The sequence below is a fragment of the Streptosporangium roseum DSM 43021 genome, assembly GCF_000024865.1.
GTDB classification, from domain to species: Bacteria; Actinomycetota; Actinomycetes; order Streptosporangiales; family Streptosporangiaceae; genus Streptosporangium; species Streptosporangium roseum.
Genome location: NC_013595.1, coordinates 1,419,156 through 1,434,325 on the forward strand (window position 1 = coordinate 1,419,156; position 15,170 = coordinate 1,434,325).

Sequence of the window (15,170 nt, forward strand, 5' to 3'; positions counted from 1 at the left end):
TCGGCGGCAGGACACCCGGCTGGTCACGGATCGGCGCAGCCGGGAGAGAGGGGCAGGGGCCGTCTTCGGAGCGCTGCGAGAAGAACTCCGGTCCGGCTCCGTACCGGATCGGATGCTTGGATCTTGCGACGTTTCCCTGTCGGTGCGGCCACGTGAGAGGCAGGGTTGCCACATGAGCGAGCCCTTTCCCACTGACCACACCGTAGGCGTGCGTGACCTCACTCATGGAACCAGTCAGGTTCTCGCACAGGTCAAGGCCGGCGAGACGCTGACCATCACCGAGCGGGGTGAACCGATCGCCATGGTCATTCCGCTCCGGCAGCCGAAGATGGTCATGTCCGCCGTGGGGTATGCGACGAGTGGAGATCCCACGTGGGCCTCCCGCGCTGACGAGGACCTCGACGGATCCGGCGAATGATCGTCGCGGATGCCGGTGCGCGCTGGACGAGCGGCATTTTCGCGTGATCTCACCGCTCAACCGGGCGGACGCGTCCACCCTCCTGCCCGCCGATCTGAAACTCCAGTAGGAATGCGATCACGGTTCGGAAGGACCATGTCCGGAGGGCTGCGGTCAGGCGGAGCCTGTTCGATAATTGATGATCAAACTCGGGTCATTCGTGTCAGGATATCGGGAAATATCTCGATTATTACGGCGGGTGACGTAGTGGGTGCAACGATGCCGACGGTCGGACGGATCCTGCTGGCCGGGGTGACGGCTCTCGCCGTGACGTTCGGGACAGCCGGGGCCGCGGGAGCGGCCGGGGCGGCGGATCGACAGGATCGGCAGGGCGTCCAGGTGCTTCCGCCGCCGGACGACTGGCCCGAGGGCGGCACATTCACCGTCTTCCTGTGCAGGGACTACGACGTCTGGGAGAACTGCCGGGGGCGGGCGACCACGGCGGAGCAGGAACGCGCGCTGGAGACGAGGTTGCGGGCGATGCCGGAGGTGACGGAGGTCGAGTTCGAGTCCCGCGAGGAGGCGATGGCGAACTTCAGGCAACAGAACGCCGGCAACAAGACCCTGCTCTCGGCCCTCCAGGTCGAGGACATGCCGGAGTCGTTCCGGGGCAGGCTCCGCCGCTGGGACGACATCCTGCCCTTCCGGTCGGAACTGCGGAAGGCGGCAGGCGTCTCCACCGTCTACTCCTTCGGTGATTTCTTCTGGAAGGACAAGGCGGACGTCGCAGTCACGCTGTGCGGGCACAAGAAGACGGTCTACGCCTGCAAGGGGCGAGGGTCGGCCACGCTGGAGGAGAAGAAGGCCCTCGAGGCCCGGCTCGGCACCCTCGAAGAGAGCCAGAACCTCTACTTCGAGAACCGCGCCCACGCCCGCCGGGTGTTCGGGCATGTCTGGGCGATGAAATCCCTCGGCTCCGGTGTTCTTCTGGAGCGTCGTTTCCCGGAGAGCTACTACGTCAAGCTCGTCGATCCGGGTCGCGCCAAGACGGTGATCAACGCGGTCAAGGGGATGGCGGGCGTGTATGAGGCCGTAATGGTGGGCGACGGGCGGTCCGTCCCCATGACCGTCAGGACGAGATGACGCGGGTCCGACGTCGTGCGGCGGACCGGCGCCTGACCTCGGGGTGAGAGGATCGGTACGGCGGTGAGCGGTGCTCCGGGTGCCTCGGCGGCGTCCGGATCCGCGCGTGGTCCGGAGGGCCGGGTCGTGCCGCGTGGCCGTCCGAACGCGGCGAAGTGAGACCGGCTCCCAGCCGGGCAGAGTATCCTCGCCCGACGTGAGCACGCCCGAGACATCCGAGAGTGGACCAGCTGTGGACGCAACACCGTACGTCACGATCGTTCTGCCCTGTTACAACGAGCAGGACCATGTCATCGACGAGGTCGAGCGCATCTCCGAGGCCATGGACCGCAGCGGCTACACCTACGAGCTCGTGGCCGTCGACGACTGCTCCACCGACCAGACGCTGGCCAGGCTGCAGGAGGCCGCGCCGCGCTTCCCCAACATGCGGATCAGGGCCTTCCACCGCAACGGTGGGTCGGGCACGGTGCGCAGGATCGGCAGCCAGGAGGCACGCGGCGAGATCGTCGTGTGGACCGACGCGGACATGACGTATCCGAACGAGCGCATCCCCGAGCTCGTCGAGATCCTGGACAAGGACCACACGGTCGACCAGGTCGTGGGCGCGCGGACCACCGAGGAGGGCTCGCACAAGTTCCTGCGGGTGCCGGCCAAGTGGTTCATCCGCAAGGTGGCCGAACGGCTGGCGGGGCAGAAGATCCCCGACCTCAACAGCGGCCTGCGGGCGTTCCGCAAGTCGGTCGCCAAGCCGTACCTGCGGCTGCTGCCGCCCGGGTTCTCCTGCGTCACCACGATCACGCTGTCGTTCCTGTCCAACCAGCACGACGTCTACTACCTGCCGATCGAATACAGCAAGCGGGCGGGCAAGTCGAAGTTCAGCTTCATCTCCGACGCCTACCGCTACATCCTGCAGGTGCTGCGGATGGTCATGTACTTCAACCCGCTCAAGGTCCTCATGCCGCCCGCGCTCTGGCTGGTCGGCATCGGCCTGGTCAAGGGTGTCGTGGACATGGTCCGCTACGGGTTCTACCTGACCAGCAACACCATCGTGATCTTCCTGTCCGGCCTGCTCATCGGCTCGCTGGCGCTGCTCGCCGACCTCATCGTGCGCTCCCGGAGCGAGTAGATGCGGATCGCGATCGTCGGGCCGGCCCATCCCTACAAGGGTGGCGGGGCCGCGCACACCACCGAGCTGGCCCACCGGCTGCGGGCCGCCGGGCACGACGTGGTGATCGAGTCGTGGAAGGCGCAGTACCCGTCCTTCCTCTACCCGGGGCAGCAGACCGTGGACACCCCCGACGGCGCCCCGTTCCCCCACGTCCGCCGCGAGCTCGACTGGCGCCGCCCCGACGGCTGGGTCCGCTGCGGGCGGCGGCTCGCGGGCGCCGACCTGGTGATCCTCGCGGTGCTCAGCCCGGTGCAGGTCCCGCCCTACCTGGGCATCCTGTACGGCCTGCGCCGCCGGACCCGGGTCGTCGCGCTCTGCCACAACGTGCTGCCGCACGAGCGCAAGCCCTATGACACCCCGCTGATGAAGGCCCTGCTCCGCCGGGTCGACGGGGTGCTCGTCCACTCCGGGCAGCAGGCCGTGCTGGCCCGCGAGCTCGGGCCCGCCCCGGTGACGGTGGCCGAGATGGCGCCGCACCTCCCGGTCAGGTCTCCCGGGAGCGGCCAGGCCGGAGGGGTGACGCGCAGGCTGCTGTTCTTCGGCCTGGTCCGGCCGTACAAGGGGCTGGACCTGCTGATCCGCGCGCTGCCCGAAGACGTCTCCCTCCGGGTCGCCGGAGAGTTCTGGGGCGGCCTGCAGGAGACGGAGGCGCTGATCGCCGGGCTCGGGCTGACCGGCCGGGTGGAGCTGCGGCCCGGCTATGTGGCCGACGACGACGTGCCCGGCCTGTTCGCCGACGTCGACGCGCTGGTCCTGCCGTACCGGAGCGGGACGGCCAGCCAGCAGGTGTGGTTCGGCCACGAGCACGGGGTGCCGGTGATCGCCAGCCGGGTGGGGACGCTCGGCGACCACGTCACCGACGGGGTGGACGGGCTGGTCGTCGAGCCCGGCTCGGTGGAGGACCTCCGCGCGGCGCTGGCCGCGTTCTACCGGCCGGGCGAGCCCGAACGGCTCCGCGCCGGGGTCAAGGCCGTCGATCCGGAGCCCTACTGGGCGGCGTACGTGGACGCCCTGGTCTCCGTGGGGGCCTGAGTCCCGCGGCCGAGGAGCCAGCCGATCCCGGCCCAGGCCACGTCGGTGAGGGTGAAGGCCAGCCGGGAGACCAGGGCGACGGCCCCGGCGATGGTCACGGCCGGGCCGAGGCCGTGGCCGTCCAGCGCCGTGACGAGGACCGCGACCATCGCGGCCTCGCGCACGCCCAGCCCGGCCGGGACGACCGCGACCAGCAGGCCGGTCGCCCAGGCGAAGGCGTAGGCCCCGGCGCCGAGCGGGTAGAACGAGAAGTCGCCGGTCAGGTCGCCGAGGACGAGCCAGGTGTGCAGGCCGTAGAGCAGCCAGCCGAGGACCGTCCAGGCGACGGCGGCGAGCAGGGCGCGGCCGGGCAGCACCTGCTCGATGGGCTCCTTGCGGGCGATCCGCAGCGCCAGGTTCAGGCCCCAGGTGAGGATCCTCGGATGCAGGCACACGATGATCACCGGGATGATCAGGACGAGGTACCACGCGCGCTCGGCCACCGACCGGGCGGTGAACGGCAGCGTGGCGGCGGCGAGCCCGGCCGCGCAGCCCAGGGAGATCACCAGGCCCAGGGAGGTGGCGCTGAAGGTGCGCCGGGGCGGGCAGCCGTAGTCGCGGCCCAGCTCCATCATCGCGGCGTAGGCCCAGACGGATCCCGGGACGTATTTGCCGAGCTGGCCGACGAACAGCACGCGCGCGGCCACGCGCAGCGGCAGCGGGGAGCCCAGCCCGGCGACCACGGAGCGCCAGGCGAGGAGCATGCAGCCCGCGCCCGCCATCACCGCCGCGCAGGCCCCGGCCACCGACCACCAGGACAGCCGGGCGAGCGCCCCGAGCGTGCCCTCCCAGTTCTGGGCCAGGCCGTAGCCGACGAAGGCCAGCGCGACCAGGGCCAGTATCACCCGGAGCAGGCGGCTTGACCGCAGGCGGCTGAGCATCCGCCAAGGGTACGACGCGGACCTTACCCGGCGGTAGGGGCCCGGCTCGCCGGTACTCTTGGGCGGCGTGACGGCGATGGGCGTCGCGCGGACCCGGTGCGGTGAGCGCGGTGCTCCCGTGCGCGTCCCCGGCACGACGGATCGCGAGGGACGAGCGGTCCGCGGAGCGGATGAGGAGTGGTGGGCGACCGATGAGCGCGGAACGGGTGGCGCAGCTGGCGTACTCCGAGTTCCAGGCGGCGATGCTGGACGAGGAGAAGCGCCGCCGCAAGGCCGCGAAGATCGTGGCGGTGCTCGGCCACTTCCTCGGCCGTGACCGGGACGTCCTCGACGGCCTGACGGTCGCGGACATCGGCTGCTCGGCGGGCTTCATCGCCGACGAGCTCGCCGCCGCGGGCGCGAGGCGGACCTTCGGTGTGGACATCGACGTGCCCGGCCTGCGCAAGGCGGCCGAGCGGTTCGGCGAGCGGGTCGAGTTCGTGTGCGCCGACGGCACCGCGCTGCCCTTCCCCGACGGCTCCATCGACGTGCTGGTCTTCAACCACATCTACGAGCACGTGGTGGACCCCGACGCGATCATGGCGGAGATGCGCCGGGTGCTCGCCGACGACGGCGTGCTCTACCTGGGGCTGGGCAACCGGCTCGGGGTGATGGAGCCGCACTACAAGCTGCCCTTCCTGTCCTACCTGCCGCCCAGGCTGGCCGACCGCTACGTCCGGCTGTCCGGCCGCGCGGACAGCTACTACGAGCGCTACCGGACCCGCCGCGGCCTGCGGAAGATGGTGCGCGGCCTGCGGGTGTGGGACTACACCTTCCCGGTGCTCGCCACCCCGGCGGCGTTCGCCGGCTCCGAGCTGTTCCCCGGCGTGGTCGGCCGCGTGGCCGGCGGCGTGCTGGCCCGGCTGCCCCGCCCCGTCCTGCGTGGGCTGCTGCCGGTGGTGCCGACCTACCTGTGGGTGGCGACCAAGGGCACCCGCCGCCCGGCCGGAGCCGCCCTGCCCCAGCCGCCCGACCCGGTCCTTCCCCGGTGAAACGGCTGGTCCGAATCGCCTTCCTGGTCGTGGCACTCGGGTTCGGCGCGTGGGTGGTGGCGAAGCAGTGGGAGGAGATCCGGGCCGGGTTCGCCCGGCTGTCCTGGCAGTCGCTCGTGCTGTCGCTGGTCGCCGTGGTCGCCGCGCTGTGCTCCGGGATGATGACGTGGCGGGCGCTGCTGGCCGATCTCGGCTCGCCGCTGCCGTTCCGCCAGGCGGCGAAGGTCTTCTTCGTCGGCCAGCTCGGCAAATACATCCCCGGCTCGCTCTGGCCGGTGCTCGCCCAGATGGAGATGGGCCGTGAGCTGGGCGTGCCCCGGTCGCGGAGCGCGGCGGCCTTCTTCCTGACGATGCCGGTGCAGCTCGGCAGCGGGCTGGTGATCTCGGCGGTGACGCTGCTGGCCGCCCTGCCGGGGACGGCCGCGCCGTACGCCTGGGTGTTCCTGCTGATCCCGCTGCTCGCGGTGGTGTTCGAGCCGAGGGTGATCAACGCGGTCCTCGGGTTCGGGCTGCGCAAGCTCAGGCGCGAGCCGCTGGAGCGCCCGCTCACCCGCAGGGGCATGCTCACCGCGCTGGGCTGGGCGCTGCTCGGCTGGACCGCGTACGGCCTCCACCTGGCCGCGGTCGTCCACGAGTTCGGGCCGTCGGGGGTGTCGGCGGTCGTGTTCTCCATCGGGGCGTTCGCGCTGTCCTGGTGCCTGGGGATCATGACGTTCGTGGTCCCGGCCGGGGCGGGGGTGCGCGAGGCGGCCATGGTGGTCGTGCTGGCGCCGGTCCTGGACCGCGGATCGGCGATCGCCGTGGCGCTCTGCTCCAGGATCGTGATCATCCTCGGCGATCTCGTCTGCGCCGGTGCGGCGGGTCTGTCGGCGCGGCGCGTCGTCGACCCCCGGCGCGATCCCGACCCCGGAAAAGCCGTGTGATTTACCCCACGATTTCGGAGGCCGGGGCAATAGAGTGAACGGGAGAAGGGGACGACCGTCCCGCGTGGTCCTTGAGGGGAGCGATCCTTCTTGACGCCCCGAGTGCTCGTCGACGCGGCCGCCGTCCCGGCCGATCGCGGTGCGTTGATCAGGTATGTCGACGGACTCGTCGCCGCGCTGGACAGGGCCGGTGCCGACCTGGCGGTCGTGTGCCAGCGGGCCGACGCCGAACGGTACGCCGCGCTCGCGCCCTCCGCCCGGATCCTGTCCGGCCCGCTCGGGATCTCCAACCGGGCCGCCCGGCTCGCCTGGGAGCAGACCGGGCTCCCCGTCCTCGCCCAGCAGACCGGCGCCGAGGTGATCCACGCCCCCTACTACTCGATGCCGCTCCGCTCCGGCCTGCCGACCGTGGTGACCGTGCACGACGTCACCTGGTTCACCGAGCCCTCGCAGCACAGCGAGGTCAAGGCCTCCTTCTTCCGCTCGGCGACCCGCACGGCGGTCCGGCACGCCTCCAGGGTGATCGTGCCCTCCAAGGCGACCAGGGACGAGCTGATCCGGGTGCTCGCCGCCGACCCCACCCGGATCGACGTGGCCTATCACGGGGTGGACCCGGCGCTGTTCCACCGGCCGTCCGAGCGGGAGGTCCGGCACGCCGCCGACCGGCTCGGCCTGCACGGTGCCCCCTACGTCGCCTTCCTGGGCCCGCTGGAGCCGCGCAAGAACATCCCCAACCTGATCCGCGGCTTCGTCCGGGCCGTCCAGGACCTGCCCGACCCGCCCGCCCTGGTGCTGGCCGGTGGCCTCCGCGACGCCGATGTGGACGCGGCGGTCGGGGAGGTGCCTTCCACCGTGAAGGTGCTCCGCCCCGGCTACCTGGCCTTCGGCGACCTGTCCGGGTTCCTCGGCGGCGCGCTCGTGGCGGCCTTCCCCTCGCGCGGCGAGGGGTTCGGGCTCCCGGTGCTGGAGGCCATGGCCTGCGGCGCGCCGGTGCTCACCACGCACCGCACCTCGCTGCCCGAGGTGGGAGGGGACGCGGTCGCCTACACCGAGCCCGACGACGCCAGCATCGCCGACGCGCTCCGCGCGCTGCTGGCCTCGCGGGAGCGCCGCGAGGCCCTGTCCGCGGCCGGCCTGACCCGCTCCAGGGAGTTCACCTGGGAAGCCTCGGCTGAGGCCCACCTGGTCTCGTATCAACGTGCTGTCGAATAGTGGGTTAACCTCACGGGATGATGGAGACCCCTTTGCCGGAACTTGAGGCGATTCTCCTTGTCGGAGGACAGGGGACGCGCCTGCGTCCGCTGACGCTCGGCACCCCCAAGCCGCTGCTGCCCACCGCGGGGGTTCCCTTCCTTGCCCACCAGCTCGCGCGGGCCCGCTCGTTCGGCGTGCGGCGCATCGTGTTCGCCACCTCCTACCGGGCGGAGATGTTCTCCGAGGCGTTCGGGGACGGCTCGGCGTTCGGGCTCTCGCTCGAATACATGACCGAGGAGACGCCGCTCGGCACCGGCGGCGCCATCCGCAACGCCGCCGAGGCGCTGACCTGCGATCCCGACGCGCCGGTGCTGGTGCTCAACGGCGACATCCTGTCCGGCCACGACATCGGCGACCAGGTGGCCCGGCACGTCGCCCGGCAGGCCGCCGTCACCCTGCACCTGACCGAGGTGGAGGACCCCACGCGCTTCGGCTGCGTGCCGACCGACGACGCGGGACGGGTGACCGCCTTCCTGGAGAAGACCCCGAACCCGGTCACCAACCGGATCAACGCCGGCTGCTACGTCTTCACCCGCTCGGTGATCGACTCGATCCCGGCCGGGGAGGTCGTCTCGGTCGAGCGCGAGACCTTCCCCGGCCTGATCGAGTCCGGTGCCCTGGTGCTCGGCTACGCCGACGCCTCCTACTGGCTCGACGTGGGCACGCCCGCGGCGTTCATCAAGGGCTCCCGCGACCTGGTCCTGGGCCGCCTCGCCTCGCCCGCGCTGCCCGGCCCTCCCGGCGAGTTCCTCGCGCTGCCCGGTGCGAAGGTCTCGACCGAGGCCAAGGTCGACGGTGGCACGGCGGTCGGCGCCCGCGCGGTCGTGGAGTCCGGCGCCCAGGTCTCCGGCAGCGTGCTCGGCGACGACTGCGTGATCCACTCGGGGGCGGCCGTGACCGACTCGGTGGTCGGCATCGGCGCCCGCGTCGCCTCCGGAGCGGTCCTGCGCGACGTCGTCATCGGCGACGGCGCGATCGTGGGTCCGGGCAACGAGCTCATGGCGGGCAGCCGCGTCTGGCCCGGTGTCGTGCTCCCCGAGTGCGCCGTCCGATTCTCCAGCGACGTCTGATCCCCTACGGCGCACGGGTGGGATGACAGTGCTCGCGCGGGATGCGGCGAGGGAGCGGCGGTGGCGTTCGGAGGGGCCGCTCGACCTTGAGCTGACCCTCGGCCCGCACCGGCGCGGGGGCGGTGACCCGGCCTGGCGGAAGACGCCCGACGGGGCGATCTGGCGGACCTCGCGGACGCCGGACGGTCCCGGCACGTTACGGGTGCTCGCCCGGGGCGGTCATGTCGACGGCGCCGCCTGGGGGCCGGGCGCCGAGTGGCTGCTGGAGACGCTCCCGGCGATGCTCGGCGTGGACGACGACCTCTCGGGGTTCGTCCCCGAGCACGACACGATCCGCGACGCGGCCAGGCGTTACGGCGGGCTCCGGGTCGGGCGGACCTTCCGGGTGCTGGAGGCCCTGGTGCCCGCCGTGCTCGAACAGAAGGTCGTGACCGGTGAGGCCTGGCGGGCGTGGCGGTGGCTGCTCGGCCGGTACGGCGAGCCCGCACCGGGACCCGCGCCCGAGGGGATGAGGGTCTTCCCCGAGCCCGAGGCGTGGCGGTCGATCCCGCCATGGGACTGGCACCGGGCGGGGACGGAGGCCGTACGGGCGCGGACCGTCGTGAACGCCGCGTGGCACGCGGCGAAGCTGGAGGCGGCCGGGGACAGCGCCGACGCGGATCGGCTGCTGCGGGCGCTGCCGGGGATCGGGGTGTGGACCTCCGCCGAGGTACGGCAGCGGTCGCACGGTGACGCGGACGCGATCTCGGTGGGCGACTATCACCTGGCGTCGCTGGTCGGCTGGTCGCTGACCGGCAGGAAGGCCGACGACGCGGAGATGCTGCGGCTGCTCGCGCCCTACCGGGGGCACCGGCACCGGGTCAGCAGGCTGCTGAAGCTGGGCGGTGCGCGGCCGCCCGCTCGGGGACCGAGGACAGCAGCTCGCGACTACCGCTCGTTCTGACCCCGTCGAAGTCGGGGAAGGGCTCGACGGTCCGCCAGTCGCGGCTGTCGCGGCTGTCCGCCCCGATCAGCGGGGCGAGGACGGCGGCCGCGGCGAAGGCGAGGAGAAACCAGATCATTTTCGGCTCCTGAGGTTTCGAAGGAGGTCCGGTGGGATGACTCAAATATATGCGCCTGCAATCATTTACGTCCATCGAGATTTACTTGACTGCACTCTTTAGCAGTGCTGAAGTGTCTCGTCCCGTGATCCGGTACCCGCCTCCGGTTGACTTGGCGGCGCGCCGTAATGTGCGCTCATGAGCGTGAACCCCACCGATACAGCGATGCGCCGGGCACTGGCCCGCGCCCGCGACGGAAAAGCTCTCGACCTGACCGAAGCCGCCGTTCTGCTGCACGCCAGAGACGCCCACCTCGACACCCTGCTCGGGCACGCCGGACGGGTGAGGGACGCGGGGCTGGAGGCCGTCGGACGGCAAGGGATCATCACCTACAGCCGTAAGGTCTTCATCCCGCTCACCAGGCTCTGTCGCGACCGATGCGGGTACTGCACGTTCGCCACCGCCCCCCACAAGCTGGAGAGCATGTATCTCAGCCCCGACGAGGTGCTGGAGATCGCCCGGCAGGGCGCGGCCATGGGGTGCAAGGAGGCGCTGTTCACCCTGGGCGACCGGCCGGAGGACCGCTGGCCCCAGGCCCGCGAGTGGCTGCACGCCCACGGCTACGACGACACGCTGTCCTACGTCCGCGCGATGGCCATCCGGGTGCTGGAGGAGACCGGCCTGCTGCCGCACCTGAACCCCGGGGTCATGACCTGGCAGGACCTGCAGCGTCTCAAGCCCGTCGCGCCGTCGATGGGCATGATGCTGGAGACGACCTCGCGGCGGCTGTTCGAGGAGAAGGGACAGCCGCACTACGGATCGCCGGACAAGGACCCCGCGGTACGGCTGCGCGTGCTGGAGGACGCGGGACGGACCAACGTGCCGTTCACCAGCGGCATCCTCATCGGCATCGGCGAGACCGTCGAGGACCGGGCCGAGTCGCTGTTCGCGCTGCGCAGGGTGGCGCGCGAGTACGGCGGGCTCCAGGAGATCATCGTTCAGAACTTCCGCGCCAAGCCGGACACCGCGATGCGCGGCATGCCGGACGCGGACCTGCAGGAGCTGGCCGCCACGATCGCGGTGACCCGGCTGGTGCTGGGGCCCAGGATGCGGGTGCAGGCGCCGCCGAACCTGGTCGACTCCGAGTACGAGCTGATGATCAGGGCCGGGATCGACGACTGGGGCGGGGTCTCCCCGCTGACGCCCGACCACGTCAACCCCGAGCGCCCCTGGCCCCAGATCGACGACCTCGCCGTCCGCACCGCCGCCGCCGGGTTCGCCCTGCGCGAGCGGCTGACCATCTACCCCGAATACGTGCTGGCCGGTGAGCCCTGGCTCGACCCCCGGCTCGACGCGCACGTGGCCGCCCTGGCCGACCCGGAGACGGGCCTCGCCCGCGAGGACGCCGTCCTCGCCGGCCGCCCCTGGCAGGAGCCGGACGGCGGCTTCGTCTCCCTGGGCCGCACAGACCTGCACACGGCCGTCGACACCGAGGGCCGCACCAACGACCGCCGCGACGACTTCGACAACGTCTACGGCGACTGGGAGGCCCTCAGGGAGCGGCTCCCGGCCCCCGCGCCGGCCGGGGAGCCCGCCGTCCGGCTCGGGGAGGTCAGGGAGGCGTTGCGGCAGGCCGCCGACGACCCGGCCCGGCTGACCGACGCGCAGGCGCTCACCCTCCTCGACGTCGCCGGTGACCACAACGGCGTGGGGGCCGACGACGTGGCGCTGGAGGAGCTGTGCCGGATCGCCGACGACCTCCGCAGGGAGGCGGTCGGCGACGAGGTGACCTACGTGGTGAACCGGAACATCAACTTCACCAACGTCTGCTACACCGGCTGCCGGTTCTGTGCCTTCGCGCAGCGCCGTACCGACGCCGACGCCTACACCCTGAGCCTGGAGCAGGTCGCCGACCGGGCCTGGGAGGGGTGGCAGGCGGGGGCGACCGAGGTGTGCATGCAGGGCGGTATCCACCCGGACATGCCCGGCAGCGCCTACTTCGACATCGCCAGGGCGGTCAAGGCCCGGGTGCCGGAGATGCACGTCCACGCCTTCTCCCCGATGGAGGTCATCAACGGCGCCAGCCGTACGAACCTGTCCATCGAGGACTGGCTGGTCGCGGCCAAGGAGGCGGGCGTCGACTCGCTCCCCGGGACCGCGGCCGAGATCCTCGACGACGACGTGCGCTGGGTGCTGACCAAGGGCAAGCTGCCCACCAGGGAGTGGGTGGAGGTCATCTCCACCGCGCACCGGGTCGGCATCCCGACGACCTCCACGATGATGTACGGCCACGTGGACAACCACGCCCACTGGGTCCAGCACATCCGGCTGATCCGCCGCATCCAGGAGGAGACCGGCGGGTTCTCCGAGTTCGTGCTGCTGCCGTTCGTCCACCACAGCGCGCCCATCTACCTGGCCGGGATCGCCAGGCCCGGACCGACGGCGCGGGAGAACCGGGCCGTGCACGCGCTGGCCCGCATCCTCCTGCACGGCGCCATCAAGAACATCCAGTGCTCCTGGGTGAAGCTCCAGGACGGCCTGTGCCGCGAGGTGCTCCAGGGCGGGGTCAACGACCTCGGCGGCACGCTGATGGAGGAGACGATCAGCCGGATGGCGGGGTCGGAGAACGGCTCCTTCAAGACGATCAGCGACATCGCGGCGATGGTCGCCCCGACCGGCCGGCCGCTCCGGCAACGGACCACCTCCTACGGCGTGCCGGACGAGGATCGGCTGGCCGCCGCCGCGGCGAGCGACGGAGTTTGTCAAAGTGTGCGCAACTTCGTGCCGCTGGGGCGCCGATAACAAGTCCTCTATTGACTTGCGCGCCGTAAGGGGTTCATTGGGACAATCGTTATTTCCCTGAAGCGAGAGGTCCCCGCGTGCCCTCTTCCGGTCGACACCGTGTGGCCGCCGGCGCCGAGAGGCGCCGGCGGCAGGTGCATCTGCGTCTGTCGCTGGCGGCGGTCGCGGTCGCGGTCGCCCTGACCGGGAGCCTGGTCCTGGCGCTCGGCCCGGCGGACGGCCGGTGCTCACCCCGGGACCCGGTGCTGGTCGGCGTCGCCGCCGCGGTGGACATCGCGCCGACCGTCATGGAGGCCGCAGGCCGGTTCAACCGGAGCGGGACCGGCGTCGACGGCCGGTGCGTGCTGGTCCAGGTCATGGAGCAGCCGCCCGCCACCGTGCTGCGCACCCTGATCGGCGGCACCGCCGGGGTGCTCAGTGAGCGCCCCGACGGCTGGATCACCGACTCCTCGGCCTGGATCCGGCTCGCGCGCAAGCAGGGCGCCGGGAACCTGGCGGGCACCGAGACCGTGATGGCCACCTCGCCCCTGGTCTTCGCCACCCGCAAGTCCCTGGCCCAGCGCTTCGCGGTCGGCAAGACCGACATGAACTGGCGGATGGTCTTCCCGGCGACCACCCGGGGCCGGATCCGGCCCAACGCCGACGAGCCCGACGTGGTCCGCGTCCCGGACCCCTCGCTCGCCGGGGCCGGGATCGCCACGGTGGCCGCGGCCAGGGACGTCGTCGGCACCGGGGCGGAGGCCGACCGCTCGCTCACCGCGTTCGTCCGCTGGGCACAGGCGGGTTCGGCGCCCGACTACCGGAGCATGCTCGCCGCGGTCGACGACCGCTCCTTCTGGCAGCGCCCGGTGGTGATCGTCCCCGAGCAGTCGGTGTGGACGCACAACCGCCTGCCGTCCGGCGACCCGGTGGTCGCGCTCCATCCCCGCGAGGGGACCATCAACCTGGACTACCCCTACGTGGTCACCTCCGCGGACAGCACGAAGGCGAGCGGATCGCGGGCCTTCGCCACCTGGCTGCGCTCCCCGGAGACCCAGGACGCCGTACGGCGGGCGGGCTTCCGCTCGGCGGACGGCACCCAGGGGCCGTACTCACCCGGACCCGAGATCCCCACCGAGGCGCCCCGCACCCGGCCGGCCATCCTGCCCGCGATGATCGACGAGGCGCTGGAGGCCTGGAGCAGGCTGGCCCCGCCGACCAACATCCTGGTCCTGGCCGACACCGGCAAGCACATGGCCCGGCCGATCAAGGAGGAGAAGGGCAGGACCAAGCTCACCGTCGCGCTCGAAGCGGCCAGGCTGGGCCTGCAGCTCTTCCCCAACTCCACCCACATGGGCATGTGGGAGTTCGCCGCGGCCAAGGGCGGGGACCACCGCGAGCGGGTACGGATCGGCCCGATCCTGGAGCCCGACGGGGGCCAGGTCATCCGGCGCAGCCGCCTGGAGGAGCTGACCCGCACCCTGCGCGCCGACCCGAAGCTGTCCAGCTCCCTCTACGACTCCGTCCTCGCCGGGTTCCGCGAGGTGACCGACTCCTACGACGAGACGATGAACAACACCCTGCTCGTCATCACCGCGGGCAGGGACGACGGCAAGGGGCTGTCTAGCGGCGAACTGGCGGAGCGGCTCAGAGACGAGTGGGACCCGGAGCATCCGGTCCAGATCGTCGTGCTGGCCTTCGGCGACGACCTGGACCGTGCCGCCCTCGGGCAGGTGGCGAGCATCACCAACGGCTCCCTGCACATCGCCCAGGAGCCCAACGAGATCATCGAGGTCTTCCTGTCCGCCCTGGCCCGCCGCCTGTGCCACCCCACGTGCCCCAAGGCCCCGTGACCGCGCCTGTGCCGCGTGCCGGAGGGGCGGCGGCCTGACCGGACGGTTCCCCGCCCGTCCGGGCCGTTCCCCGTGGAGGGGCGAAGGAGATACTTCTTGGCATTTCTGTAGTCATTGGACTACTCTTGGTGACGAAATCCTGCTTCCTCGGGTCGGAGGGCGTCGATGGACACTCCAGACGGTCGGATCCTGATGCTCATCGTGATCGTCACGATCGTGTTCGCCATCGCGCGGCTGTCGTAGCCGCCCGCCGGCCTCCCGTGATGAAACCCTGCTCCTCCCCCCAAGGTAGGTGTGCGCCGATGGGCAGCTCGGACGGTCGGCTCCTGATCCTCGTCGTGATCGCGACGGTCGTGTTCTTCGTCGGGCGGCGTTTCCAGCGGACGCTGGACACCTGGTCGGGGTGGGGCAAGGCGATCCAGGCGGCGGCCGAGGCGGCGGAGAAGATCCCGGGCGCGAAGTCGGCCGCGTGGGCGGCGGTCCGGGGCATGGTCGGGGTCGGCCTGCTGGCGCTGATCCTGTTCGCGGTGGTCGCGAACGCGATCCGGCACTGACGGA

General features: G+C 71.6%; 14 protein-coding genes. 12 read left to right on the plus strand and 2 right to left on the minus strand.

From position 1 onward, the window contains the following. Nucleotides 1-172 precede the first annotated feature (172 nt). From SROS_RS06560 to SROS_RS06575, 4 genes are all read left to right on the plus strand, one after another. Nucleotides 173-418, plus strand: coding sequence for a type II toxin-antitoxin system Phd/YefM family antitoxin (locus SROS_RS06560; protein WP_012888106.1), 246 nt, complete (start codon nt 173-175; stop codon nt 416-418). Between the two features lie 258 nt (nt 419-676). Continuing rightward, nucleotides 677-1,540 carry a permease-like cell division protein FtsX gene (locus SROS_RS06565; protein WP_012888107.1) on the plus strand — a complete coding sequence of 288 codons (864 nt, stop codon included), beginning with the start codon at nt 677-679 and terminating at the stop codon, nt 1,538-1,540. 196 nt (nt 1,541-1,736) lie between these two features. Continuing rightward, the gene (locus tag SROS_RS06570; RefSeq protein WP_012888108.1) at nt 1,737-2,666 is read left to right on the plus strand and encodes a glycosyltransferase family 2 protein; all 930 of its coding nucleotides are present in this window, start codon (nt 1,737-1,739) and stop codon (nt 2,664-2,666) included. Next, a complete protein-coding gene (locus SROS_RS06575; RefSeq protein WP_012888109.1) occupies nt 2,667-3,740 on the plus strand; it encodes a glycosyltransferase family 4 protein in 1,074 nt (357 codons plus the stop codon). It abuts the gene before it with no gap. On the opposite strand, the gene SROS_RS06580 is transcribed toward SROS_RS06575, so the two are convergent. Further along, nucleotides 3,695-4,660 (minus strand): lysylphosphatidylglycerol synthase transmembrane domain-containing protein, encoded by a 966-nt coding sequence (locus SROS_RS06580; protein WP_012888110.1) that lies wholly within the window; start codon nt 4,658-4,660, stop codon nt 3,695-3,697. The genes SROS_RS06575 and SROS_RS06580 overlap by 46 nt on opposite strands. A gap of 191 nt (nt 4,661-4,851) precedes the next feature. Here SROS_RS06580 and SROS_RS06585 point away from each other — a divergent pair, with 191 nt between their 5' ends. The 5 genes from SROS_RS06585 (at nt 4,852) to SROS_RS06605 (ending at nt 9,881) form a co-directional block, all read left to right on the plus strand. After that, nucleotides 4,852-5,691, plus strand: coding sequence for a class I SAM-dependent methyltransferase (locus tag SROS_RS06585; RefSeq protein WP_012888111.1), 840 nt, complete (start codon nt 4,852-4,854; stop codon nt 5,689-5,691). After that, nucleotides 5,688-6,614 (plus strand): lysylphosphatidylglycerol synthase transmembrane domain-containing protein, encoded by a 927-nt coding sequence (locus SROS_RS06590; protein ID WP_012888112.1) that lies wholly within the window; start codon nt 5,688-5,690, stop codon nt 6,612-6,614. The genes SROS_RS06585 and SROS_RS06590 overlap by 4 nt, the downstream gene beginning before the upstream one ends. A gap of 90 nt (nt 6,615-6,704) precedes the next feature. Next, a complete protein-coding gene (locus SROS_RS06595) occupies nt 6,705-7,826 on the plus strand; it encodes a glycosyltransferase family 4 protein (protein WP_012888113.1) in 1,122 nt (373 codons plus the stop codon). Nucleotides 7,827-7,843: 17 nt separating this feature from the next. Continuing rightward, nucleotides 7,844-8,938 carry a mannose-1-phosphate guanylyltransferase gene (manB, locus tag SROS_RS06600; protein WP_012888114.1) on the plus strand — a complete coding sequence of 365 codons (1,095 nt, stop codon included), beginning with the start codon at nt 7,844-7,846 and terminating at the stop codon, nt 8,936-8,938. Nucleotides 8,939-8,960: 22 nt separating this feature from the next. Next, nucleotides 8,961-9,881: a DNA-3-methyladenine glycosylase family protein gene (locus SROS_RS06605; protein ID WP_012888115.1), complete on the plus strand. Its 921-nt coding sequence runs from the start codon at nt 8,961-8,963 to the stop codon at nt 9,879-9,881. Here SROS_RS06605 and SROS_RS49320 read toward each other — a convergent pair. Next, nucleotides 9,799-9,999: a hypothetical protein gene (locus SROS_RS49320; protein ID WP_148268972.1), complete on the minus strand. Its 201-nt coding sequence runs from the start codon at nt 9,997-9,999 to the stop codon at nt 9,799-9,801. The genes SROS_RS06605 and SROS_RS49320 overlap by 83 nt on opposite strands. A 177-nt stretch (nt 10,000-10,176) precedes the next feature. On the opposite strand from SROS_RS49320, the gene SROS_RS06610 reads away from it, so the two are divergent. The 3 genes from SROS_RS06610 (at nt 10,177) to SROS_RS06620 (ending at nt 15,166) form a co-directional block, all read left to right on the plus strand. Then, nucleotides 10,177-12,780 carry a bifunctional FO biosynthesis protein CofGH gene (locus SROS_RS06610; protein ID WP_012888116.1) on the plus strand — a complete coding sequence of 868 codons (2,604 nt, stop codon included), beginning with the start codon at nt 10,177-10,179 and terminating at the stop codon, nt 12,778-12,780. Between the two features lie 134 nt (nt 12,781-12,914). Beyond that, the gene (locus SROS_RS06615) at nt 12,915-14,612 is read left to right on the plus strand and encodes a substrate-binding and VWA domain-containing protein (protein WP_245564578.1); all 1,698 of its coding nucleotides are present in this window, start codon (nt 12,915-12,917) and stop codon (nt 14,610-14,612) included. Between the two features lie 302 nt (nt 14,613-14,914). Beyond that, nucleotides 14,915-15,166, plus strand: a complete 252-nt coding sequence (locus tag SROS_RS06620; protein ID WP_012888118.1) for a hypothetical protein — start codon at nt 14,915-14,917, stop codon at nt 15,164-15,166. Nucleotides 15,167-15,170 lie beyond the last annotated feature (4 nt).